Source organism: Pseudidiomarina andamanensis (genome assembly GCF_009734345.1).
Lineage (GTDB): Bacteria > Pseudomonadota > Gammaproteobacteria > Enterobacterales > Alteromonadaceae > Pseudidiomarina > Pseudidiomarina andamanensis.
On sequence record NZ_CP032551.1, the window covers coordinates 2,189,467 to 2,213,846 of the forward strand.

A 24,380-nucleotide genomic window follows, 5' to 3' on the forward strand; every position below is an offset into this window, starting at 1 on the left:
ATGGCGGGTAAGGCGTTTGGGTTTGTATACCGGACTTTACTTTACACCATGGCAACTGCTCTGGTGCTTTTTGCGCTGCTTATCAGTGGGCTGCGTTACTTATTGCCACAACTTCCAGACGTCACGGAACAAGTTGAGCAATTTCTTGCGAATAATTACGCGATAGAAGTATCGCTAGCGCAAATAAGTGCAGATTGGGGAACCAGTGGCCCTGAACTCATTTTGCATGAACTGACTGTGCGTCCCGATTTAACCAAAGCGACACGTGTAGAAATTGAACAGGCTCGAGTCAATATAAACTTTTGGGCTAGTGCGCGCACATTAAGCGTGCAGTTTGAGCGAGTGCAGTTAGAAGCTATGCGTTTGCATTATGATTTACGCGATAGCTACGGTAAAAACTCCGAGAATACCTTTCGTCTTTCCGACAATTTAATGGAGCTGTTGCTCGACCAACTCGACTATATTCAAGTGTCTGATAGCAAACTTGAACTGGTTAACTTAGTGGGTGTTACTCGCGCAATTGATATCAACGAATTGCGTTGGATGAATCAACAACAACGTCACCAAGGTGTAGGTAAACTAGCTTTTTCCGAAGTGTCGGACAATACCCTCGATATTATTATCGATGTGCAAGGTTCTGATAAACGATCTCTTAGCGGACAGGTTTATGTTGCCGCTTCAAAGCTCGATATTACGCCGTGGGTTCAGCAACAAATTATCGACACTGAAATTAAGACAGCACAGTTCAATTACAACTTATGGCTGAACTTCAAACAAAATCAGTTCACCGACGGCTTGCTGCAATTGGGTGAGCAGGCGTTGGTATGGGAAGTAAATGAACAACGCCATCAATTACGAATACCTCAGGGAGAATTAAAATTAAGACCCTATCAAGATGGTTGGCGCGTCAACTCTAACCCATTAACCATTGAACATAATCAGCGTAGTTGGACTTTACCGACTTTTAGTTGGGAGCAGACGCCAACATCGACGGCGGTAAGCGCAGATGACTTACCATTAGCGCCAATGCTGGAATTGCTGAATCTTTTTGGTAGCCAAGGAGTTCAGGTCAGTGAGCAGTTGGCTGAGCGAAATACTCAAGGTTTAATTGATGTTGTTTACGAAAGTAACCTTGACGCTGGTGCTCGTTGGTTTGCGCAAGGTGAAGCGTTAAGTTGGGGACAGTTTGGTGGTGTTCCGGGTCTTAGTAACGTCAATTTGCGAGTCAGTGGAATTGATAACCAGCTGAATTGGCAGCTCGATGGCACGGATGCAACTTTTATCAGCCGGGCTTTAGATTACGATGACCCATGGCCGCTTCCGAGAGTTGATCTTTCGGGAGAGTTCCGGTGGCAGAGCGATGGTCAATGGACCTTACGTGTCGCACCGCAGAGTGAACTGCATCTTGAAGGATTGCAAATTGGGCTGACCGCAACGATCACGCCTTCAGAGAACTCGGTTTACGTTAACGCTCGAGCTCAAAGCCTAAACTCAGAACCGATTGATGCGGAAGTACTTAGACGCCATTTACCTGTGGTTATGGGAGATAATCTTCACGATTATTTACTGGTCGCAATTCAAGATGGCCAAGCGCAAGATTTAGCGATGGTTTGGCGGGGTAACGTAGACCAATTTCCATATCATGACAACCAAGGGTTGTTCGAAGCACGAACGCGCATTAAGAGTTTAAATTATAAATTTCAGCCGAACTGGCGACCGATTTTCGATGCGACAGCAGTGGTTAATTTCCGTAATGAACGAATGCACATCACTGCTGAAGACGGACTTCTTGGAAATGTCGAGGTAGTGCGCGCAGATGTTGTTCTACCAGACCTTCTTGGTGGCGCAGATGCATTTCTAGATATATCAGCTAAAGTTTCCGGCAACGCCAATGAATTAAAACCGATTTTTGATGATAGTCCCTTAGCTAAAAGCTTAGGTGCGACGTTTGCTGAAATTCAACTAAGTGGACCGATCTCGAGTGACCTTCAGCTAACCATTCCATTGGGGGCATCAGCTGAAGTTGTGGCCGAGGGCCATGCTGAGCTTAACGATATTGATATGTATGTGCGCAGCCTCAAAGAGACCTTCCGAAATGTTAGCGGCCGCGTGAATTTTCGTAATGATGTCATCACTGCACCTGAGTTATTGATGACATGGCGGGGGTTTCCAGTACAAGCGGCTTTAGATAGTCGTCAACGTGAAGAAGATTATTTCGTAGAAGTTGCGGCGTCTGGTGAATGGCGTCTTGATGAATTTGCGCCGCTTACCAATGGTGATATGCCGTGGCAAGCGGACTTTAATTTGAGTTTACCGCAACAGGGTGGCTATTCATTTCGCTGGCAGCAAACAGCTGACTTGAAGGCGGTTGCCATGAATCTTCCTCCACCATTGACTAAAGTCGCAGAGCAGGAAGAACTATTGGAGCTTATTGTATCGGGAAGCCGCGATAGTATTCTGGTGAATGCCGAACTTGGCGATAGAGCCATGCTGGAACTTCAGTTTGATGGCACTGCTGAAGTGCTGCAATCGGGATATGCTCGCATTGGCGAAGTGATGTCGCAAGCGCCGAACCCAAATGTGTTGCGATTGAATCCGACGTTCACGGTGGATGCCAATTTACCTGCGAGTGATATTGCGACGTGGCTAGATAGTTATCGTTATTTACAGGAATTTCTTCCAGAGGGCTCTGGTGATAGTCAACTGGCGCGATTATTACGGCCTGACTACATACAAATAGTAAGCCCGCGAATTTCCTACGCTGACATGGCCTTTGACGATGTTTCAATTGTCGCATGGCCAGAGCAATCGAGTTGGTTGGCACGATTAAACTCTAAACAAGTCATTACCGCTGTTGAGTGGCGGCCGAGCAAAGCAACAGAAAAAGGTGAAGGCGATCAGTTATATTTCAACGCGGAATTTATTGAATTAGCAGCGTCATCCGTTGAGTCAGTTGATTCCGACGAAAACGTATTGAGTCAAAGTTCGGCGCCAACAAGTTTTGCCAATATGCCGGAGATTTTTCTGCAGTGTAAACGCTGCCGCTATGGCGTATATGACCTGGGCGAAGTGAGTCTTCACCTGCGTGGCGAAGATAAGCAGCTCGAACTTGTCGAATTTTCTGCAAAGCATCGCAATCACACGCTGAATGCGCAAGGAGCTTGGGCACTAGAGACGGCGACACAACATCCGCAGACGCGAATTGTTGGTGAATTTAGTTCGCCCGACTTCGGTGAATTCTTAGAGAATTATGAGTTCACGTCAATGGTTCGCGATAGCAATGCAACCATTGCATTTGATTTAAGTTATTTAGGTTCGCCGCGGGAGTTTGAGGCTGAATCGCTTAATGGCACCGTCAATTGGGAGCTCGGTCAAGGTTATTTAAACGAGGTGAGTGATCGAGGTGCTCGACTATTTTCGTTATTGAGTTTAGATAGCATTTTGCGAAAGCTCCGCTTCGATTTCCGTGATGTGTTCGCCAATGGGTTATTCTATACCAACTTTAGCGGTGACTTTAACATCGTCAATGGCATTGTGACCACCAATAACACCCAGCTTAATGGTGCCGCAGGTGACATGGAGGTTAAAGGCGAGACGAACTTAATGACGCGCACATTAGATTATGATTTACAGTTTGTACCGAAAGTAACATCAAGTTTACCGGTAATACTTGCATGGATGATTAATCCACCGTCGGGTCTCGCAGCTCTTGTTATCGACCGAATGCTTCATGATGCCAAAGTCATCAGTCGCCTCGAATACCGAATTTCTGGCACAATGGACGATCCTAAAATTGAAGAAGTCGCGCGTGATAGTCGCGATGCGCCAATTCCACCGGAGGTGCAAAATGAGCCAAATCCAGAACTCAACGAAGAGCCAAGTGCAACTGACGGCGCTACAAATGACCAGCAGCCCGAATCCACAGCAGAACCTACAGGAAATTGAGAAACAGCTTAAAGCGTTACCTGATTTTCGCCCACAGCTCGTGGTATTGCCCGAAGCATGTTTGTGCTTTGGTGCTGGCGACAAGCGTCAACGGGAACTGGCAGAGCTTCCTGGTGATGGCCCCATGCAAGAAGGGCTCGCAGCGTTGGCCAAGCGCTACAACGTTTGGTTAGTTGGCGGTACCATTCCATTAATCGACTCTTTGGATGACAATAAATTCAGTGCCGCCAGTCTGGTGTTTAATCCACAAGGTCAATGCGTCGCACGTTACAATAAGATGCATCTGTTTGATGTCGACGTCGCAGATAACACGAAAAGTTATCGCGAATCTAATTGGACCAACGCCGGCGCTAGCGTAATAGCAGTACCAACTGAGTTCGGCACATTGGGTTTAGCCGTGTGTTATGATGTGCGCTTTGCTGAGTTATTCCGAGCACTAAGAACAGCTGGCGCCGATATTCTCGTACTGCCGTCAGCATTCACCCAAGTGACCGGGAGCGCGCATTGGCATGTTTTAACGCGCGCTCGCGCTATTGAACAACAGTGCTTTTTAGTTGCCTCAGCACAAGCAGGAGAACACGAAAACGGCCGTCAAACTTATGGTCATGCTCTTGTCATTGACGGCTGGGGTCGCATATTAGCAGAAACAGAATCCATGCAACCAAGCATTGCAACCGCCTTGGTTGATATCGAAAGCTTAAAAAAGATCCGCCAAGATATCCCCGTAGCGGAACACTTCAAACGTAGTAAAAAGGTTTTACATGCAAGCACAGAACGTTGAGCACAATCTGCTTCATCAACACGATTTAGATAGCGATAAATTGCAGCAATCGCTCGCGACGCTATACACCGGCGCCATCGATTTCGCCGACATTTATCTGCAAAGCAGCGTCAATGAATCTTGGGTTCTTGAAGATGGCATTGTGAAAGAAGGTAGCTTCCACATTGAGGCTGGCCTTGGTGTGCGAGCTGTACACGGCGAGAAAACTGGCTTTGCATATGCTGATGACATATCACCACAAGCACTTCAAAAAGCGGCTGCTGCAGCGCGAGGAATTAGTTTAGCTGGTGACAATAAGCAAGTGAATGCGTTCTCACGTTCAACGGTTGGCTTGCGTTATCCGGCGGTTAATCCGCTCGCCAGTTTAAATGAGCACGCGAAAATCGATTTGCTACGTGAAATTGATGCGTACGCCCGTAGCCTAGACCCGCGTGTTGTAGAAGTCATAGCGAGTATCAGTGGTAGTTACGATGAAATTCTTGTCGCCGCAACAGATGGTACGTTTGCAACGGATATTCGTCCGTTAGTGCGCGTAAATTGCACCGTGCTTGTTGAGCATAATGGTCGTCGAGAGCGCGGTAGTGCTGGCGGCGGTGCTCGAGTTGATTATCATTATTTTACCGCCCCAGTTGACGCCACACCGCGTTGGAAAGCCTATGCTGATGAAGCGGTTCGCCAAGCGCTGGTTAATTTAGAAGCGCGTCCAGCACCAGCTGGAACAATGCCTGTGGTATTGGGGGCTGGCTGGCCTGGTGTGTTATTGCATGAAGCGGTTGGACACGGTTTAGAAGGCGACTTCAATCGTAAAGGGGCTTCTGCCTACGCTGGAAAGATTGGCGAGATGGTCGCATCGGAATTATGCACTATTGTTGATGATGGCACGTTGCAAGATCGTCGTGGTTCATTGGCAATTGACGATGAAGGCACTGAAGCAGGCTATAACGTATTAATTGAGAAAGGCCGCTTAGTTGGTTACATGCAGGATAAGATGAATGCTCGTCTTATGGGTGTCAGCCCAACTGGTAATGGGCGTCGCGAAAGCTATGCACACTTGCCGATGCCACGCATGACGAATACGTATATGCTTGCCGGTGAACACGACCCGGAAGAAATCATTCGCAGTGTGAAACGCGGTATTTATGCACCGCACTTTGCTGGAGGGCAAGTCGATATCACTTCGGGCAAATTTGTCTTTTCAGCATCAGAAGCTTATTTAATTGAAGACGGTAAAATCACTGCTCCAGTGAAAGGCGCGACGTTGATTGGAAATGGCCCTGATGCGATGCGTCAGGTATCCATGGTCGGGCACGATTTAGCGTTAGATCAAGGTGTTGGTGTGTGTGGAAAAGACGGTCAAAGCGTACCTGTTGGCGTTGGCCAACCAACGTTGAAATTAGATGCGATGACCGTAGGTGGCACCGATTAAACGGTGGCCACCTCACGTAAGTATTTGAACAGTTCGCGTTTTGCTGCAGGTGGCTTATTTTGTTCAGCTTGCTTGTTCGCTTGGCGATAGAGCTGACGTAGTTTTTGACGATCGGCTTGCGGGTACGCATCAATGAAATGTTGAATGGCTTCGTCGCCAATGGCCAAAATAGCATCACGGTGTTTCTCCAGTTGGTGAAACAATGCATTTTGTTCATGGTGTGAATGCTCAAGTTCGGCGAGAGCTTGCTCGATAGGGCCGGTGTCGCGGTGGCGCATCATTTTACCGATAAGCTGCAACTGACGACGGTAGCCTTCGCGTGTATTACGAATACGTTGCGCAAGATGAATAGCATCGAGTAGCTCTTCATCGAGAGGAATTTTCGCTAGTTTGCCTTCAGCTAGGCTAACAAGTGTTTCGCCAAGCTGTTGCTGCGCTTCGGCGGCGCGTTTTAATTCAGATTTACTGACGATATCGTCGTCGTGCTCAAATTCGCTCATGGGATGCCTCTGTGGTTTCGAGCGAATTGTACCCGAACACAGTACATAAATACAAAAGCGTTGTTCGTTATTCGTTATTCGTTATTCGTGAGTTCATCTCGCTCGAGAGTACGAATACGAATGAGCACACTTTTCGTTGGGCGTGTTTTGGTTTTTCGATTTGTCTTTTTCGAATAACGAATAACGAATAACGAATAACAAACAACGCTTTCAAAGGTTTTAAAGGAGATGTAATGATTCCGGACATGAATGAACTTCAAACAGAACTGCACGACGTGGAGCAGGCTGTTGCCGACGCAATTAACTACGCCAAGCAACTTGGTGTGAGTGCCGCTGAGTGCGCGATGAGTCGTAGCAGCGGCATCAACGTGGCAACGCGTCTGGGTGAAGTTGAGACGGTTGAATTCAATCAAGACGGCGCGCTTGGTATTACAGTATTTCGAGGCCAGCAAAAAGGATCATCTTCGACAACCGACTTGACTGCAAAAGCGATTCGCGCGGCGGTAGAAAAGGCCAATGATATTGCTCGTTATACCTCTGAAGATCCATACGCTGGATTGGCACCGGCTGAATTAATGGCGACCTCGATACCTGATTTAGACTTATGTCATCCAGCGGACCAAAGTGCCGAATTTGCCTTAGAGCAAGCGTTAGCGTGTGAACAACATGCGTTACAACTTGACCCGCGTATTGTCAATTCAGACGGTGCAGGTTATAGCAGCCATGTTGGCTATCGAGTATACGGAAATAGCCATGGATTTGTGGCCGGCTACTTGCAATCTCGACATAGTCTAAGCTGTTCGCTTATTGCGAAAAGCGGTGATGCCATGCAACGTGACTATAGTTATACAGTGGCGCGCCATCGTGATGATTTATGGACGCCTCATCAGGTAGCGGAAGATGCCGTGCAAAGCACGGTGTCGCGTTTAGATGGCCGTAAAATAGCAACGGCAAAAGTGCCCGTGATTTTCCGTGCCGATGTTGCTAACAGTTTGTTCGGGCATTTGGTGGCAGGTATCAGCGGCGGCAGTCTCTATCGTAAATCGAGCTTCTTGGTCGACCATTTAGGCAAACAAATTCTGCCAAGTTGGTTAACTGTGCAAGAGCGGCCGCATTTGCGAGGTGCTTTGGCGAGTAGCCCGTTTGATCATGAAGGTTTGGCGACTCATGACCGCGATATTATCCAAGAGGGTGTTCTGCAGACCTATCTTTTGACTAGCTATTCTGCGCGAAAACTGGGTATGGAGCCGACCGGACACGCCGGCGGGATTCATACTTGGGAAGTCAATCATCAGGTTGAGAATTTGGCTGCGCTTTGCAAAAAGATGGGTACCGGCTTATTGGTGACAGAACTGATGGGGCAAGGTGTGAATATCGTCAACGGCGATTACTCTCGTGGTGCAGCTGGTTTCTGGGTTGAGAACGGTGAAATCCAATACCCAGTCGAGGAAATAACGATTGCTGGCAATTTAAAAGATATGTTGGCGAATATTGTTGCGATTGCGGGTGACGTGGACGCACGTCATGGCGTTCGTACAGGTTCGGTTCTACTCGAAGAAATGCGGATTGCTGGGGTTTAACCCAGCAATAACGTTGCTGTGCCAAGGAAGGCAAAGATACCAACCACGTCAGTGACAGTAGTTAGAATGACACCACCGGCTAATGCAGGATCGATATCAAACTTCTTCAAAACAAGCGGAACCGTCACCCCAGCCAAACCCGCTGCGAGTAAGTTGGCCATCATGGCGAAAGCAATAATTCCGCCGATCACTAAATCTTGTTTCCATAGTGCAACGACTCCGGCAATGAGAATTGCCCAAATTACCCCGTTTAGTGCACCAATGGCGAGTTCTTTTCCAATCAACCAACGTTGGTTGCTTTGGCCAATGTGACCCAATGCCATGCCGCGAATGACCAAGGTTAGCGTTTGCGAGCCAGCGATACCGCCCATACTCGGGACAATTGTGTTGAGAATGGCTAAGATCGCCATTTGCGCCAAAATATCTTCAAACATCGAGCTAACGGCGGCGGCTAGCAATGCGGTTATCAGGTTAACACCTAACCAGATACTGCGACGACGCGTACTCTTTAGAACCGGTGCGAAGGTATCTTCGTCGTCATCTAAACCAGCCATACTCAACATGGAGTGCTGCGCATCTTCACGAATGATGTCGACCACGTCATCGATGGTGATACGACCAAGTAGACGATTTTCATCATCAACTACTGGTGCCGAGATCCAGTCTTGACGTTCGAACAGCTTCGCGACTTCGGTTTCGTCCATATCGACAGGAATACCCTGAATATCCTGATCCATGACATCGCTTACGAGCTTTGTTGGATCAACAGTCAGCAGGCGGGTAATTCCAATCTCACCAATAAATTTGTCGTCACGGTCGACCACATAAAGTTTATCAGTGGCTTCTGGCAATTCACCTTTCAAGCGCAAGTAACGCAATACCACATCTATGGTGACGTCTGGGCGCAAGGTGATGGTGTCGGTGTTCATCATGCCGCCGGCGGTTTCGTCGGCATATGACAAGGCTTGTTCTGCACGATGACGATCTTGCTCGTCCATCGATTTTAGAACTTCTTGATAAATTTGCTCCGGAAGACCACGTAGAACGTAAGCAAGGTCATCGGTGTCCATGCCTTCGGTGGCAGCCGCCAGTTTCTCGGGCGCCATTTGCCGAATAACGGACTTCTGAACTTCTTCGGAAAGCTCTTCAAGAATATCACCATGCTCGTCAGCATCGACGAGCTGCCAAATGATGGCACGAGCTTTCGGAGGAGATGATTCGAGTAAGAGGGCTACGTCCCAGGCTGGGAGGTTATGTAGTTGGCGCCGCGCTTGCACGTACATGCCACGAGCTAACGATTCAGAAACTTCCTGAATACGTTGTTCGGCAAATTCTTTGTCGGCAACTTCAGCTAGCATACAATAAACCCTCAGTAATATGAGAAGTTTACCGCATCATTGCTCTTCATCAAAGCGAGATTCAATTAAGTTTGCAATTGCATCAACTGCTTGGAGGGCATCTTTACCTTCAGCAACAATATCTATTTCACGTCCTTGACCGCTAGCGAGCAGCAATAAACACATCACACTCGACGCGTCGACGTGCTGTTCGCCTTGCACAATGGATACTTTTGCATCAAATTCATGAGTGAGTTTGGCAAGCTTCGTTGCGGCGCGAGCATGCAATCCGAGTTTATTACGAATGGTAACGGTGCGACGGATAGCTTCAGTCATAATGTAACCTTAGTGAATTCTTGGGTTTCAAGTTTTCTTGTGACGGCTTGATTCGCGATGTCGAACTTGAACCTTGAATGGTTGCTCACTGAAACGCTTGGCAAGTTGCTCAGCAATATAGACAGAGCGGTGTTGACCGCCGGTGCAGCCAATGCCGATAGTCAGGTAGCTACGATTACTGCGTTGAAAATGCGGCAACCAAGTTTCAAAGAACACTTCTAACTGGTGGATAAACTTCGTCACTAACGGTTGTTGCTCAAAAAAATGTTGAACGGCAGGATCGTTGCCGGTTAATGGCTTAAGTTCAGGAACCCAGTGCGGGTTGGGCAGTATGCGCGCATCAAACGCATAATCTAAATCAGGCGGAAGGCCATATTTATAGCCAAATGATTGAAATACAACAATTAAGCGAGAAGCTGCTTTGCCAAGTACACGCTCAGAAACCTGCTCACTGAGCTGGTGGACGCTCAGATCACTACTATCAATTCGCCATGTCGCACGCTCTGCTAAGGGTTCTAGCATAGCTGCCTCTGCAGCTAGCGCATCAGCTAATGGCATTTCTTTTTGCGACAATGGATGCAAACGGCGAGTTTCGCCAAATCGACGAAGTAAAATCGCTTCCGACGAATCAATGTAGAGTATCTCGGGTTTGACCTTACTAGGTAAAAAATCCAGTGCTTCTGTGAGCTCATTTTGATCAGGTGGAAGATTTCGAACATCAACGCTAACGGCAACTTTATCGTATTGGTCAATTACCGCGTGTACCAGCGTTGGCATCAAGGTAATTGGTAAATTATCGACACAGTAATAGCCGAGATCTTCGAGAACTCTCAGAGCAATGGTTTTACCTGAGCCAGATCGGCCTGTGACAATAATTAGTTGCATGTCGCTATCAACTTACCCCGTGAACAGGTCATATAATTCTTGATCGCTGTGGGCATCTCGTAAAGCCCGCGTACAATTCTTATCGTTTAATCGCTGTGCTACTGAAGCAAGTGTTTGTAGGTGTTGCTCGTGTTGATCTTCGGGTACGAGCAAGGCAAAAATAATATCCACCGGCTGGTTGTCTATGGCATCGAAGTCGATTGGTGATGACAGCGTGAAAAGAACAGCAACAGGTTTGTTGGCACTCGCTAATCGTCCATGCGGTATAGCAACGCCCATGCCAATGCCGGTACTCCCTAATCTTTCGCGATTAAGCAGGCTCTCAAAAACATCGAAGCTGGTGGTGCCAGACAGGCGAGGGGCGGCCAATTGGCCGATGAGCTCAAGTACTTTCTTTTTACTCGAGCCGTCGACTGCACAGCGCGTGCAGTCGGGGCTTAACAAGGTGGATAAATCCATGATTTAGTGACGTTTCATCTTTTCTTTATGTTTAATAACCTGCCGATCGAGTTTATCGATCAACCCGTCAATGGCCGCGTACATATCTTGGTGCTCTGAATCTGCGAAAATTTCGCCGCCATTCAAATGCAGCGTAGCTTCCGCTTTTTGCGTCAACTTTTCAACATTTAAAATGACATGGACGTTGTTTATGTGGTCAAAGTGGCGTTCAAGCTTACTAAATTTGCTATCAACGTACTCGCGTAATGCGTCAGTGATTTCTACGTGATGACCAGTCAGATTAATTTGCATAACATCTTCCTTCTGTTGTCCAAGATTCAGATAAGACGTTTGCGTTGACTCGAGGGCGGAATATTCAGTGCCTCTCGATACTTCGCAATGGTCCGTCTAGCTACTTGGATACCCTGTTCCGAAAGGAGTTCAGTTAGTTTACTGTCACTCAACGGCTTTTTTGGGTTCTCCGTAGCAACTAGCTTTTTCAGCAACGCCCGAATGGCGGTAGATGAAGCTTCTCCACCAGTATCAGTGCCAAGCTGGCTTGAGAAGAAGTACTTCAATTCAAACACACCACGCGGTGAATGCATATACTTTTGCGTGGTAACTCGAGAAATAGTTGATTCGTGCATGTCGACGGCGCCTGCAATATCAGCTAACACCATAGGTTTCATCGCTTCTTCGCCGTGATCAAAGAACCCTTGTTGGCGCACTACAATAGCGTTCGCAACCTTGAGCAGCGTTTCGTTACGGCTTTCGAGGCTACGGATAAACCATTTTGCTTCTTGTGTTTGGTGGCGTATGTATTGCATATCGTCAGTTTGGCGTGTGCCTTGGCATAACTTTATGTAACTATCATTTACCTTAAGTTTAGGCACACTTTCTGGATTTAGCTCAACCATCCAACGATTATTTTTTTTGCGCACTAAAATGTCAGGAATAACGTAGTCATCGTCGCTGTTACTAAAAGCTTCGCCAGGACGCGGTTGGAGGTGCTGGATCAGATCAATGACTGCAGCCAAATCGTCTTCATTCAAACGTAATCGCCGAGCTAAGGTTCGGTAATCGCGACTGCCAAGAAGGGTTAAATGCTCACGTACTGTCAGCAACGCTTCTTCTCGCCATTGTGTGCTTGCCGGTAAATGCTGTAATTGTAATGTGAGGCATTCGCCAACGTCTCGCGCACCGACACCAATCGGGTCAAAATGTTGGATGCGCTTCAATACGACAGCAACTTCGTCGAGCTCAACCTCGTCATCAATTTGCCGATTAACCGCACTGATAATTTCTTCAAGAGAGACAGTCAAATAACCACTGTCGTCAATCGCATCAATAATCGCTAAAGCAATAGTCTCGTCAAGAGTAGAAAAATGGGAGAGTTGCATTTGCCATATCAAATGGTCGTGCAAATTCGTATTCGTTGCGCCCTCAAAAACTGAATCTTCGCCGTCATAGCTTCCGCCAGACTGTCCAAGTGCCGCTGAGCACGGGCTATCCCATAGGTCATCATTGTCATTAAGCGCAGTTTCGCCTTCTGCCTCAGCTTGTTCAAGTTCTAACAGTGGGTTTTCTTCCAGTGCTTGCTGAATCTCTTGTTGTAATTCGAGGGTTGAAAGTTGGAGAAGCTTAATCGCCTGCTGCAGCTGCGGAGTCATCGACAGCTGCTGAGAGAATTTGAACTGCAGACCTTGTTTCATTGCATCACCTAGAGGGTGAACTGCTCACCCAAATACACGTCTTTAACCTGTTGGTTATTTAAGATGGTATGGGCATCGCCAGTCGCAATTAACTCGCCATGGCTAACTATGTAGGCATTTTCACAAACAGATAAGGTTTCGCGAACGTTGTGGTCGGTTATTAAAACACCGATGCCTCGATTTTTCAGATGCTCGATGATTTTTTTAATATCCAATACAGAAATTGGGTCGACGCCAGCAAATGGCTCATCAAGTAAAATAAAAGCAGGATCTGCGGCCAGTGCGCGGGCAATCTCAACGCGACGGCGTTCACCGCCCGATAAGCTCATGCCTAAACTGTTGGCAATGTGACCGATATGAAACTCTTCAAGCAGACCATCGAGACGCTCTTCTCGAGCATTCGCATCAAGGTCCTTTCGGGTTTCCAATATCGCCATGATGTTGTCGCGAACCGTCAACTTTCTGAATATTGATGATTCTTGTGGCAAGTAACCAATACCGCGACGAGCGCGCTCGTGCATTGGCAATAACGAAATGTCGTCATCGTCAATCATGATGCGTCCTTTATCGTTATTTACCAAGCCAACAATCATGTAAAACGTGGTAGTTTTACCTGCGCCGTTTGGGCCAAGTAATCCAATAATCTGACCGGATTCAACGGTTAAACTGACATCTTTAACCACTTGTCGTTTGTTATATGACTTCGCGAGATGTTCAGCGATTAATCGGCTCATTCTGGTTGTCGCTCTTTTTCTTTGGCATAAAAATAGTAGTAACGCGATCGCTTTCGTTTTCACCGCGACTGGCTGTAAGTTGTTGCGTAGCAAAGTTGTAGATAATCTCGTTACCTTGAATCACGCTATTGTCTTGCGAGACTTTCACATTGCCAGACAACGTTAATAATTGCTTGTTTTGATCGTAACTAATTATGTCTGCTTCGGCCGAAATAGGTGAACCGTCGTCAAGCTTCTGCTCATAAATGGCAGGACTACCTTTGGCCGTAAAAACATCGGTTTGATCATCGCGACGAGTCACTTCAAGGTGATCGGCGCGAATCGATAAACTGCCCTGACGAATGACAACATTGTCTTCAAACACCGCAACTTTATTGGCGACATCAAAAGAGTCTCGGTCGGCATTAATTTGAATTGGCTTATCGAAATCTTCACGACCTTGCGCGGCAGCATCATCGACGTAGGCCGTATTAATTGTTAGTAGCGCTACGACCGGTATAAATCGTTTCAACATGTTTAGTCATTTCCAATGTTTGAGCGCGCATATCGGCACGCAGACCTTCACCTCTTGCCGTAAAATCACGGCCGATAATTAACACCGGTTGTTCTGTGACAACCGTTTCTTCACGCGTATCTATGGTTAAGTAACTGGTTTCGATACGTTCAATAAATTCTTCTGACGAGAGACTCATCATTTCAATGTTTCGTTCTAATACAAGTGTCTTGTCAGCATAAAAAGAGCCTTGTTCAGCTCGCACTTGCCAAACCGGGCCACCGTTGCTGAGTTGTGCAATGTAGGTTGGCGCCATAAGTTCGGTAAGGCCTATGGGGCTATAATGCGTCATTTGTTCGGCAGCAATCTTGTGCGCAAGTTCACCTTGCTCGCCGTAAACCCGAACAATCAAGCCTTTCGCTGTGAAATCCGGTTTGATTTCTCGATAACCTTGTTGCTCTTCGGTGCCATCTCCGTCGTCGAACGGACGCCAAATAAGTACCGCCGCCGCAAGAAAAATAACTCCGATGACAATCAGTAAGTTGCGGTTCACAAACTGACGCCCCCGTGCAATTGCAATTGGCCTTGAGCGAGTAAAATCAAGTCGCTCAGTTCGCGCACCGCACCATAACCCCCGCGTTGCGAGGTAACATAGTCTGCTGATTGCTGAACATACGGATGGCCGTCTTGAACGGAAATGCTGAGACCACTGTGCTTAAGCATATCAATATCGGGCACATCGTCACCAATGCTAGCTACCTGGTGTTCCTCCATATCTAATTTTGCAAGAAGTTGCTGGAAACAACTTAACTTATCTTCTTGGCCTTGATAAATATGTGTTACACCAAGCGCAGTCATGCGGTTTTCAACAATGGCCGAACGACGCCCAGTAATGACCGCTACCTCGATACCAGCATTGAGCAGTGCTTTGACGCCGAAACCATCACGTGTATTAAACGCCTTGAGCTCTTCGCCCTGGTTGCCTAAATAAATACAGCCGTCGGAAAACACGCCATCGACGTCGCATACAACAAGCTTGATTTGTTTGAAACGCTCAAATAACACGGCAGTGATATCGCCGTACCAAGTACTAATCATTTCCATTACATGACTCCGGCTTTCAGAAGGTCGTGCATGTTGAGTGCGCCTTGCGGCACACCGTGATCATCCACTACAAACAAGCCATTTATTTTACGATCTTCCATCAGCTTTAAGCCCTGCGCAGCCAACACATCGGGTTTAATCGTGACAGGATTTCGGGTCATCACTTGTGCGATAGCAGTACTATGAAGATCAATCCGTTGGTCGAGGATACGACGCAAGTCGCCATCGGTAAAGATACCGGCGAGACCACCTTCGGCGTTAGCGACTCCGGTCATGCCAAGACCTTTGCGTGACATTTCTAACAAAGCCTCAGAAATCGTTGCCTGTTCATTAACCATCGGCATACGTTCACCGCCATGCATCACATCATGAATGTGTAGCAGTAACCGACGCCCCAAGCTACCACCTGGGTGTGACATAGCGAAATCGTCTGCGGTAAAGCCTCGAGCATTTAACAGTGCCACAGCAAGTGCGTCGCCCATAACTAAAGTAGCGGTGGTAGAAGAGGTTGGAGCGAGTCCGAGTGGGCAAGCTTCTTGCTCGACAGCAATACAGACATGCACATCGGCAATGTCTGCCAACGTTGATTTAGGGTTGCCAGTCATACTAACGAGTTTAACGCCACGGCGCTTTATTAATGGTGCAATGGCTAACAGCTCGCCAGTTTCTCCTGAGTTAGAAATAGCAACAACCACGTCATGCTCGGTAATCATGCCAAGATCACCATGGCTCGCTTCACCGGGGTGAACAAAAAATGCGGGTGTTCCAGTTGATGCCAGTGTTGCTGCAATTTTCCCACCAATATGACCGGATTTACCCATGCCAATAACAATCACCCTACCGCGGCAATTTAGCAACAGTTCACACGCCTGCTCAAAGTCATCATTCAAAAACCGTTTTAAGCCAGAAACGGCAGCAGTTTCGATATCAATAACGCGCTCGCCAAGTTGGCGAAATGAATGTTTGTTGGTTTCGGTCATAACTGGTTTTACTCCGTCCCAAAGTGATGGGATTTGTTATTGACTGCAATAATAACCGATCGAAAAGCGAAATGCAGACGTAAAAAGCACGGGAACACACGAATTGTCACAATTTTTACCGCCTTCACCTGTAGCAAAAGCGCTAAATCTGGTACACTAGCGGGCTCGAAAAGGGAGATATCAAGGCGATGCAGACGGCTCAAAATTCAACGAGCACCCAGCCACAAACTCACGCTGATGATGAAGCACTTGTTGTCATCGACAATATAGACTTCGCGCATGGGTTCGGCGCTCACCAAGTTTATCGTGGTTTATCGATGCGAATCCCAAAAGGGAAAATCACCGCAGTGATGGGCCCAAGTGGTATCGGTAAAACAACCTTATTGCGACTTATTGGTGCACAGTTACGTCCACAGCAAGGGAGCATTACCTTTGCTGGTGAAAATATTCATGCCTTAGGGCGCTCCGATTTGTACGAGTTGCGAAAGCGCATGAGCATGCTGTTCCAAAGTGGCGCATTGTTTACCGATATGACCGTATTCGACAATATCGCGTTTCCGATTCGTGAACACAGTGTGTTGCCTGAAGAAATCATCGACACCATTGTGAAGTTAAAGCTTGAAGCTGTCGGTTTGCGTGGTGCGCGGCATTTGATGCCAGCTGAATTATCCGGTGGTATGGCACGTCGCGCGGCTTTAGCGCGCGCTATCGCTCTTGACCCTGAATTAATTATGTATGACGAGCCGTTTGCCGGCCAAGATCCTATTTCAATGGGGGTTATAGTTAAGTTGATAAAAGAACTGAATCAATCACTTGGCTTAACCAGCATTGTTGTTACTCATGACGTTGCTGAAGTCATGACGATTGCGGATTACGTTTATATTATCGCCGACAAGAAAGTGGTTGGTCATGGCACACCAAGCCAGCTAGAAGCATCAGATGATCCTCTGGTTCATCAATTTTTGCATGGTGAAGCAGATGGCCCTGTGCCGTTCCATTATGCCGCGCCATCTTTAGAAGATGAGTTATTAGGGGGCAACAATGCTGGATAGAGTCGCCGCGTTAGGGCGTACAACCCTCGACACGATAGCTGGCGCTGGCGCTGCGTTTTTCATGTTGATGCGGGCGTTGATAGGCAAGCCCAACTTGCGTAAATCATGGCCGTTACTGATGCAACAAATGTACTCAGTTGGTGTCCTATCGCTAGTTATTATAGTGGTGAGTGGTTTATTCATAGGGATGGTATTGGGCCTCCAAGGGTATACCATTTTGGTGGACTTCGGCGCTGAACAATCGCTCGGTCCCATGGTCGCACTATCATTGTTGCGGGAATTAGGCCCAGTAGTTACAGCTTTGCTATTTGCCGGCCGTGCCGGTTCGGCACTAACGGCAGAAATTGGATTAATGAAGGCGACTGAACAGTTATCAAGTCTCGAAATGATGGGCGTTGACCCGCTGCGTCGCGTTATTTCACCGCGTTTCTGGGCTGGTTTTTACAGCATGCCTATTCTCGCTATCGTATTTTCAGCCGTTGGTATCTATGGCGGTTATCTTGTCGGTGTACGTTGGTTAGGTGTTGATGACGGTGCATTTTGGTCGGTCATGCAATCGAACGTAGAGTGGGGGCAAGATATCGTGAACGGTATTATCAAAAGTTTAGTGTTCGCATTCGTGGTGACCTGGATAGCCTTGCATAAAGGGTATAGCTGCACGCCGACTTCGGTAGGTATCAGTCGCGCCACAACATCGACGGTGGTCACGGCATCACTTGCCGTGCTTGGCCTCGACTTCGTATTAACAGCATTGATGTTTGGATAAGAGCTATGGAATCAAGAAATACACAATTAGCAGTCGGTTTCTTTGTCATTATTGGCGTTCTGGCATTGTTATTTTTGGGCTTACAAGCAGCCAACACCAGTGTTGTGACTAATGGTGAAACATATAAACTTTATGCAAAGTTCGACAACATTGGTGGACTAAAAGAGCGTTCTCCGGTCAAAGTAGGTGGTGTGGTTGTTGGCCGGGTGAGCAAAATATCGCTCAGTGGCGATTATTACGAGCCGTTAGTCGAGATGACGATTAGTAAGGAATACAGTGAATTTTCTGACACGACCTCTGTCTCAATTCTTACTTCGGGCCTTTTAGGTGAACAATATATTGGGTTGAATCCCGGCTTTATCGACGACACGGTTGAAATGTTAAAAGACGGCGACCAAATTTATGACACCAAATCAGCGCTCGTGTTGGAAGACTTGATTGGTCAGTTCCTGTTTAGTCAGGGTAACGATTAAGGAGTACGTATGAAGAAGTGGTTGGTAGCAGTGTTGATCGCGGTATCAGCGTTCGCTGGTGGCAATGTTGCTCAGGCTGAGTTGATTCGCGACGAGAACCCATACGTTTTGTTGGAAAAATTGGCGAATAAAACTATTGAGCGCATTGAGCAAGATCGCGCCATGATTGACGAAGATATTAACCATATCCGTGTCATCATCCGCGAAGAAATGATGCCATATGTCGATTATGTGTATGCGGCGAAGCGCGTTTTAGGTCGTAATTTAACGGAAACAACCGAAGAGCAGCGCCAAGAATTTTACACGGTATTTCGTGATTACCTGATTACGACTTATGCAGGAGCATTCACTCAGTACGACGAAAGCAAACATACGATAGAGTTTGCTGACTCGGGTCGTTTCGAAAAAGGCAGCCGCATGGTTGTGGTGAACACACGACTGGTTGAAGAAGGCCGTCCGCCAGTTCGCCTTGATTTCAAAATGCGCTATGACAATGGTGACGATGTGTGGAAAGCTTACGACCTAGTTGTAGAAGGGGTGAGCTTACTAAACAGTAAACAAGCCGAAATAAGTGCGGTAATCCGCAGTAATGGTATTGATGGAACCATTGCGTTATTGCGGGAAAAAGCACAGGAATCAGTAAAACCACATGATGACAGTGTAGGTGTTGAGTAATGAAAAGTTGCGAATGGCAGCGTAATGAGCAGAATGAAATTGCGCTGTCGGGTGAACTCGACCGCATGACGGTGCCACTGTTATGGAAGCAACGTAAAAGCTGGCTTCATGGTGAGCAAGTGCTCACTTTGAATCTTGCGGGTGTCACGAAAGTTGACTCTGCAGGGGTTGCCATGCTGCTTGAAACAAAACGAGCCGTCTTAGCTGAGCAACGCGAACTAGTGATTACAAACGCAAACCAGCAACTCCACTCAATGGTGCAGGTAAGTGGCGTAGAAGCATTACTGCAGCTTGACGAACATACAGATAAATAAAGCGATTAAATGAATATGATGACAGCAGAATCCATTCAACAGCACTTGCTGGATGAACTCGATGTAACCGAGGTTTTGGTAAAACTAGATGGCAGCCACGCAAACATTACCGTGGTTGGTGATGTTTTCGCAGAACTCTCGCGAGTGAAAAAGCAGCAGGTTGTTTATGCCCCGTTGAAAGAGTTAATTGCGAGTGGTGAATTACATGCTGTCTCGATTCGTACCTATACCCCTACCGAATGGCAGCGTGAGAAAAAACTCGCGATGCTTAGCTAAGCGAGCGGATTCACGATGCAAAAGTTAGTGATTCGCGGGGGCAACCCGCTACGTGGCGATGTCGTTATTTCAGGTGCGAAAAACGCAGCACTCCCTATTTTAATGGCGGCGTTGTTACCGTCAGATAATGTTCAATTAGAGAACGTGCCGGCATTACAAGATGTGCGAACAAGTTTAAAGTTGCTAGGTGAACTCGGTGTCGCCAGCGAGACACTCGGGCCAAACAGCTATCTCATCAAGCCACAAGGTATTAACCATCATGTGGCAAGTTATGACCTAGTAAAGACCATGCGAGCCTCGATCTTAGTGTTAGGTCCGTTGCTGGCTAAATACGGTCAAGCACAGGTCTCGTTGCCTGGTGGCTGTGCAATAGGTGCGCGTCCGGTCAATCTACATATTGAAGGTTTGCGTCAAATGGGCGCCGACATTACCGTGGAAAACGGTTATATCAACGCGAAAGTTGATGGTCGATTGCGCGGTGCAAACATATTAATGGATATGGTGAGTGTTACCGGTACTGAGAACCTTATGGCAGCAGCAACGCTTGCTGACGGGGTGACGATTATTGAGAATGCCGCTCGCGAACCAGAAGTTGAAGATTTGGCGAACTTCTTGAACAGCATGGGTGCTGATGTTCGTGGTGCCGGAACTGATACGATTAGCATTTATGGTAAAGAAAAATTGCATGGCGGAACGTATCGCGTTCAGCCTGATCGAATTGAAACCGGAACTTTCTTGGTTGCTGCGCTGGCAACAGGTGGTGATGTGACTTGTCGCAACACCGATCCGACCATGTTAGATGCGGTAATGAAGAAACTGACTGAAGCCGGCGCCACCATCACTAAGGGTGATGATTGGATTCGTATTCAAGCAACAGAACGTCCACGTCCAGTCAACATCGTGACAGCTCCTCATCCGGCCTTTCCAACCGATATGCAAGCACAATTTTGCGCACTAAATGCCATTGCCGATGGTGCTGGCTGGGTTCGTGAAACGATTTTTGAAAATCGCTTTATGCATGTACCAGAACTACGCCGTATGGGGGCTAATATTGAGCTGGAAGGTAATACTGCGATATCAAAAGGCGTCAAACAATTAACCGGTGCCCAAGTCATGTGCACTGATTTACGTGCTTCAGCATCGTTGGTCATTGCAGGTTTAGTAGCTCAAGGCGAGACGGTGGTTGAACGCATCTATCATATTGACCGCGGCTATGAAACTATAGAGAAGAAATTGTCTGCGCTTGGCGCAAATATCAAACGCGTGAGTTAATCTCACGCGTTTCGTTTGTTACGGCTGTAGTTTTGTTATCGTGACTTCTGTCGTTTCTTCTTTATTGTCACGTAAAAACTGAACTTTCAACGTAGTACCTGGCTTGGTTTTCGCCACCAACGCCAGCCCTTCTGCTGCCGTCAACATTGGTTGACCATTGATCTCAGTGATGTAGTCTTCAGCTCGCAAACCAGCTCGCTCGGCAGGGCTATTTGGGTCAACACCCGTAATAAAAATACCTGGTTGCGTGTAAGGGTTCGATTGTGGTGTTTCGCCAACTTGTACGCCTAAATAACCACGCACTACTTCACCTTCACGAATTAAAGTATCCATGACTGAGCGCGCTAATGGGTATGGAACTGCAAAGTAGATACCATCAATACCTTGACCTCGCGCATCGCGGAACTGTGCGTTGTTGATACCCACCAGATAACCTTGGCTGTTAATCAAAGCACCGCCAGAAGCACCTTCGTTGATAACGGCATCCATTTGAATCAAGTCAGCATGCGAGTGAATAACACCCATACGGCCGCCCGTCGCACTGACGATACCTTGAGTAATGGTTTGCCCTAAATTGTGCGGATTACCAATCGCGAGAACCACATCACCAACCTGTGTTGTTAATGAGTCGTTTTGCGGAATAGTCGGTAAATTGTCAGCTTCAATGCGAACCACCGCAAGATCTGTAATTCGATCGTATCCAATAACCTGACCACTATAGTTTCGGCCATCTTGCAGAGCGACTTGAATTTCGTTCACGTCAGCGACGACATGATAGGCAGTTAAAATATGCCCCCGATTATCCATGATCACGCCCGAACCCAACCTTACAAGTGTGTTAGGACGTCGGGAATAATAGGAATCACGCGTAGAACCAATACTATAAATATTGACTACAGCAGGAGCTGCGCGCTGCACAGCAGTTGAAAAACTCAAAGGCTGTTGTGATTGTTGTGAGTTATTACTGAATTGCTCACGTAAATGGGGTAGGGCATAAATCACAATAGCGGCGACAGCTAAGCCAAGAATAACTGATCGAACAATATACCAAGCAAATTGCCGTAGCTGCATAGTGACTTATAACCCGTTGATTTAAGAATACAGAAGAGCATAACACTGTTTACAAAAGAAGGCAGTAATTGTACTGCCTTCGTTCTTTTTAGTCTGAGATTTTGGTCTTAGCCACCGCGCAACACAAGATATAGCTGTGAATTGCCGCGACGTAAATTTAAAGCAACCACACTACCAGCATTGCTAAGCGCCTCACGTAGCTCACTCATGCTATTCACTGGGCTACGGTTAACGCCAATAATCACGTCGTCTTTGCGAATACCATAGCGTTCAGCCAAAGAACCCTCTTCAATTTCGGTGACCTTGAGACCACCACGTTCATCGGGTGCTAAGGTGATACCGTCAAGAGCTGGGTGCAATGCTGCGGCCGTAACTGCTTGCTCATCAGCAGTTAGAACCACGTCAAACTTCCGTTCGTCACCATCTCGCAGAACAGTGATTTCAAGTTCTTTACCCGCACCAATCGTGCTCACTCGTGCGCCCAAATCAGCGAAAGTACGAATTTTTTCGCCATTCACAGCAACAATCACGTCACCAGATTTCAAGCCTGCTTTATCAGCCGCACCTTCAGGAATAACTTCCGCAATAAAAGCACCTTGATTTGCTTTTAAATCAAGTGCTTTGGCAATTTCATGGGTTAAGTCATTACCGCGAACGCCGAGAACGCCGCGACGCACTTCACCGAACTCAATTAGTTGTGCGACAAGGTTTTTCATCATGTCGGCAGGAATGGCAAAACCGATACCAATATTGCCGCCGTTGGGGCCTAGAATAGCGGTGTTAATACCAATTAACTCACCATTCAATGTCACCAGTGCTCCACCAGAGTTACCGCTGTTAATAGCCGCATCGGTTTGAATGAAGTTTTCGATTTCTTCAATACCCAAGCCACTACGACCCAGTGCACTAACGATACCAGAGGTTACCGTTTGACCAAGACCAAACGGGTTGCCGATGGCGACAACAAAGTCACCAACGCGTAAGTCGGCAGAGTTACCAATTTTTATTTCTGTAAGGTTAGCACCATCTTTGATCTTTAGTAGCGCTACGTCTGAGCGATCATCAGTACCAATCACAGTTGCATCGAACTGGCGACCATCTTTTAGGGTCACTAAAATCTCCGATGCTCCGTCAATCACGTGGTTATTGGTGACAACATAACCTTCGTCAGCATCAATAATGACGCCAGATCCCAGGCCTTGGAATGGACGCTCTTGAACTTGCTCTCGTGGGCCGCCAGGACCAAAGAAGAAGCGAAACATATCTGGAATACGTTGGCGAACCTCACGCTTCCCTTTTACCGAGATATTCACCACTGCAGGGGTGACTTCCTCGAGCATAGGGGCCAGTGTTGGCGTTTCATCTTTATCGCCAAAGAAAGGAATGCCGGCTGAAACAGGCGCCACAATTAACGCACTTGCCAATGCCAGAACCGCAATGAACTTCACTTTCATCAGAGTTAACTCCTATACATGCATTATCTGTCGCATAGAGCTACGACAGGGGTTTTAAATAATTTCAGGTAGATGCAGTTAAAGACTGACCTTAAGTAAATAAGTTCAAAGGGGATGTGTTTCAAGATGTAAAACAAAAACGAAATGCGTTGTTCGTTATTCGTTATTCGTGAATTAGGCTCGCTCGATATGCAGACTGACGGTTCTCATATTTTTCGGCGCGGCTATTTGGGTTTTCGCTCTTGCTTTTCCGAATAACCAATAACGAATAACGAATAACATTTTTTGGAGTTATTTAAAGAGGCCGGACTTGGTGTCGCTGTAGTCACGCGGCATATCACTTGGCACCTTATCATCCGAACGACGCTTCTCGCCTTTTACCTTATTCGCCATTCGCAGTTCGCGAATGGTGTCTTCAGCGAAGAATGGCAAGCTTGGCTGTTCTTGCTCACGCTGCAATAAGTCGGCACTGTGATGTAAGTACGCTTTTAACTTGTCTTGGGTTTCTTCCAGCTGGCCTACGAGCGCCTGTGCGGTAGCGAGATGTTCAGCAACTTCTTGACGATAGTCGGCAAGTTGCTGCTTTGTCTGCGTGACTTGCTGGTTTAACTCGGCCTCATCGGAATGTTCTGTGAGCCAGTACCGCGCCACAAAAAATCCAACAATAGCACCTGCAATGACGAGTAAAATTCCAACAATCCAGCTCATAAAAACTCCTTAAAAATGCATTTCGCATGATAAACTACTACCTACTAGCATAATCCAGAACAGGGTCG

At 47.1% G+C, this 24,380-nt stretch carries 26 protein-coding genes; 11 read left to right on the top strand and 15 right to left on the bottom strand.

From position 1 onward, the window contains the following. The 3 genes from D3795_RS10410 to tldD are packed head-to-tail and all read left to right on the top strand — an operon-like array spanning position 1 to position 6,152. A complete protein-coding gene (locus tag D3795_RS10410; protein WP_156268532.1) occupies positions 1-3,945 on the top strand; it encodes a YhdP family protein in 3,945 nt (1,314 codons plus the stop codon). Beyond that, positions 3,848-4,726, top strand: a complete 879-nt coding sequence (locus D3795_RS10415; RefSeq protein WP_310942342.1) for a carbon-nitrogen hydrolase family protein — start codon at positions 3,848-3,850, stop codon at positions 4,724-4,726. The genes D3795_RS10410 and D3795_RS10415 overlap by 98 nt, the downstream gene beginning before the upstream one ends. Next, complete coding sequence (gene tldD / locus D3795_RS10420; protein WP_156268534.1) at positions 4,707-6,152, top strand: metalloprotease TldD; 1,446 nt, start codon at positions 4,707-4,709, stop codon at positions 6,150-6,152. The genes D3795_RS10415 and tldD overlap by 20 nt, the downstream gene beginning before the upstream one ends. Here the strand turns inward: tldD and yjgA are convergent. After that, complete coding sequence (gene yjgA, locus D3795_RS10425; protein ID WP_156268536.1) at positions 6,149-6,652, bottom strand: ribosome biogenesis factor YjgA; 504 nt, start codon at positions 6,650-6,652, stop codon at positions 6,149-6,151. The genes tldD and yjgA overlap by 4 nt on opposite strands. 233 nt (positions 6,653-6,885) lie before the next feature. Here yjgA and pmbA point away from each other — a divergent pair, with 233 nt between their 5' ends. Continuing rightward, complete coding sequence (gene pmbA / locus D3795_RS10430; RefSeq protein WP_156268538.1) at positions 6,886-8,232, top strand: metalloprotease PmbA; 1,347 nt, start codon at positions 6,886-6,888, stop codon at positions 8,230-8,232. Here the strand turns inward: pmbA and mgtE are convergent. The 11 genes from mgtE to D3795_RS10485 are packed head-to-tail and all read right to left on the bottom strand — an operon-like array spanning position 8,229 to position 16,251. Then, the gene (mgtE, locus tag D3795_RS10435; protein WP_156268540.1) at positions 8,229-9,590 is read right to left on the bottom strand and encodes a magnesium transporter; all 1,362 of its coding nucleotides are present in this window, start codon (positions 9,588-9,590) and stop codon (positions 8,229-8,231) included. The two genes, pmbA and mgtE, sit on opposite strands and share 4 nt — an antisense overlap. Before the next feature lie 36 nt (positions 9,591-9,626). Then, entirely contained in the window at positions 9,627-9,905 is a 279-nt protein-coding gene (locus tag D3795_RS10440; protein ID WP_156268542.1) for an HPr family phosphocarrier protein, read from the bottom strand. A 27-nt stretch (positions 9,906-9,932) separates the two neighbouring features. Then, positions 9,933-10,790 (bottom strand): RNase adapter RapZ, encoded by an 858-nt coding sequence (rapZ, locus tag D3795_RS10445; protein WP_156268544.1) that lies wholly within the window; start codon positions 10,788-10,790, stop codon positions 9,933-9,935. A gap of 12 nt (positions 10,791-10,802) precedes the next feature. Then, positions 10,803-11,249, bottom strand: coding sequence for a PTS IIA-like nitrogen regulatory protein PtsN (gene ptsN, locus D3795_RS10450; protein ID WP_156268546.1), 447 nt, complete (start codon positions 11,247-11,249; stop codon positions 10,803-10,805). Between the two features lie 3 nt (positions 11,250-11,252). Further along, entirely contained in the window at positions 11,253-11,540 is a 288-nt protein-coding gene (hpf, locus tag D3795_RS10455) for a ribosome hibernation promoting factor (protein WP_092856647.1), read from the bottom strand. A 26-nt stretch (positions 11,541-11,566) separates the two neighbouring features. After that, positions 11,567-12,940 carry an RNA polymerase factor sigma-54 gene (locus D3795_RS10460; protein WP_156268548.1) on the bottom strand — a complete coding sequence of 458 codons (1,374 nt, stop codon included), beginning with the start codon at positions 12,938-12,940 and terminating at the stop codon, positions 11,567-11,569. 8 nt (positions 12,941-12,948) lie between these two features. Then, positions 12,949-13,674, bottom strand: coding sequence for an LPS export ABC transporter ATP-binding protein (gene lptB / locus D3795_RS10465; RefSeq protein ID WP_156268550.1), 726 nt, complete (start codon positions 13,672-13,674; stop codon positions 12,949-12,951). Beyond that, entirely contained in the window at positions 13,655-14,188 is a 534-nt protein-coding gene (gene lptA, locus D3795_RS10470) for a lipopolysaccharide transport periplasmic protein LptA (protein ID WP_156268552.1), read from the bottom strand. The genes lptB and lptA overlap by 20 nt, the downstream gene beginning before the upstream one ends. Then, entirely contained in the window at positions 14,145-14,720 is a 576-nt protein-coding gene (gene lptC / locus D3795_RS10475) for an LPS export ABC transporter periplasmic protein LptC (protein ID WP_173021022.1), read from the bottom strand. The genes lptA and lptC overlap by 44 nt, the downstream gene beginning before the upstream one ends. After that, entirely contained in the window at positions 14,717-15,265 is a 549-nt protein-coding gene (gene kdsC / locus D3795_RS10480) for a 3-deoxy-manno-octulosonate-8-phosphatase KdsC (protein WP_156269096.1), read from the bottom strand. Before kdsC ends, lptC begins: the two co-directional genes overlap by 4 nt. Positions 15,266-15,270: 5 nt before the next feature. After that, the gene (locus tag D3795_RS10485; protein ID WP_156268556.1) at positions 15,271-16,251 is read right to left on the bottom strand and encodes a KpsF/GutQ family sugar-phosphate isomerase; all 981 of its coding nucleotides are present in this window, start codon (positions 16,249-16,251) and stop codon (positions 15,271-15,273) included. 188 nt (positions 16,252-16,439) lie between these two features. On the opposite strand from D3795_RS10485, the gene D3795_RS10490 reads away from it, so the two are divergent. The 7 genes from D3795_RS10490 to murA are packed head-to-tail and all read left to right on the top strand — an operon-like array spanning position 16,440 to position 21,079. Next, positions 16,440-17,303: an ATP-binding cassette domain-containing protein gene (locus tag D3795_RS10490; RefSeq protein ID WP_156268558.1), complete on the top strand. Its 864-nt coding sequence runs from the start codon at positions 16,440-16,442 to the stop codon at positions 17,301-17,303. Then, positions 17,293-18,069 (top strand): lipid asymmetry maintenance ABC transporter permease subunit MlaE, encoded by a 777-nt coding sequence (gene mlaE / locus D3795_RS10495; RefSeq protein ID WP_173021023.1) that lies wholly within the window; start codon positions 17,293-17,295, stop codon positions 18,067-18,069. Before D3795_RS10490 ends, mlaE begins: the two co-directional genes overlap by 11 nt. Before the next feature lie 5 nt (positions 18,070-18,074). Further along, positions 18,075-18,542, top strand: coding sequence for an outer membrane lipid asymmetry maintenance protein MlaD (mlaD, locus tag D3795_RS10500; protein ID WP_156268560.1), 468 nt, complete (start codon positions 18,075-18,077; stop codon positions 18,540-18,542). Between the two features lie 9 nt (positions 18,543-18,551). Further along, positions 18,552-19,217 (top strand): MlaC/ttg2D family ABC transporter substrate-binding protein, encoded by a 666-nt coding sequence (locus D3795_RS10505; protein ID WP_156268562.1) that lies wholly within the window; start codon positions 18,552-18,554, stop codon positions 19,215-19,217. After that, entirely contained in the window at positions 19,217-19,531 is a 315-nt protein-coding gene (locus D3795_RS10510; RefSeq protein ID WP_156268564.1) for an STAS domain-containing protein, read from the top strand. Before D3795_RS10505 ends, D3795_RS10510 begins: the two co-directional genes overlap by 1 nt. A 9-nt stretch (positions 19,532-19,540) precedes the next feature. After that, positions 19,541-19,807, top strand: a complete 267-nt coding sequence (locus D3795_RS10515) for a BolA family protein (RefSeq protein WP_310942343.1) — start codon at positions 19,541-19,543, stop codon at positions 19,805-19,807. A 15-nt stretch (positions 19,808-19,822) separates the two neighbouring features. Beyond that, positions 19,823-21,079: a UDP-N-acetylglucosamine 1-carboxyvinyltransferase gene (murA, locus tag D3795_RS10520; protein ID WP_156268566.1), complete on the top strand. Its 1,257-nt coding sequence runs from the start codon at positions 19,823-19,825 to the stop codon at positions 21,077-21,079. 18 nt (positions 21,080-21,097) lie between these two features. On the opposite strand, the gene D3795_RS10525 is transcribed toward murA, so the two are convergent. The 3 genes from D3795_RS10525 to D3795_RS10535 form a co-directional block, all read right to left on the bottom strand. After that, on the bottom strand, positions 21,098-22,150 hold the full coding sequence (locus D3795_RS10525) for a trypsin-like peptidase domain-containing protein (RefSeq protein WP_156268568.1): 1,053 nt from the start codon (positions 22,148-22,150) through the stop codon (positions 21,098-21,100). Positions 22,151-22,257: 107 nt separating this feature from the next. Further along, positions 22,258-23,604: a DegQ family serine endoprotease gene (locus tag D3795_RS10530; RefSeq protein WP_156268570.1), complete on the bottom strand. Its 1,347-nt coding sequence runs from the start codon at positions 23,602-23,604 to the stop codon at positions 22,258-22,260. 291 nt (positions 23,605-23,895) lie between these two features. Next, complete coding sequence (locus D3795_RS10535; RefSeq protein ID WP_156268572.1) at positions 23,896-24,312, bottom strand: YhcB family protein; 417 nt, start codon at positions 24,310-24,312, stop codon at positions 23,896-23,898. Between the last annotated feature and the right edge of the window lie 68 nt (positions 24,313-24,380).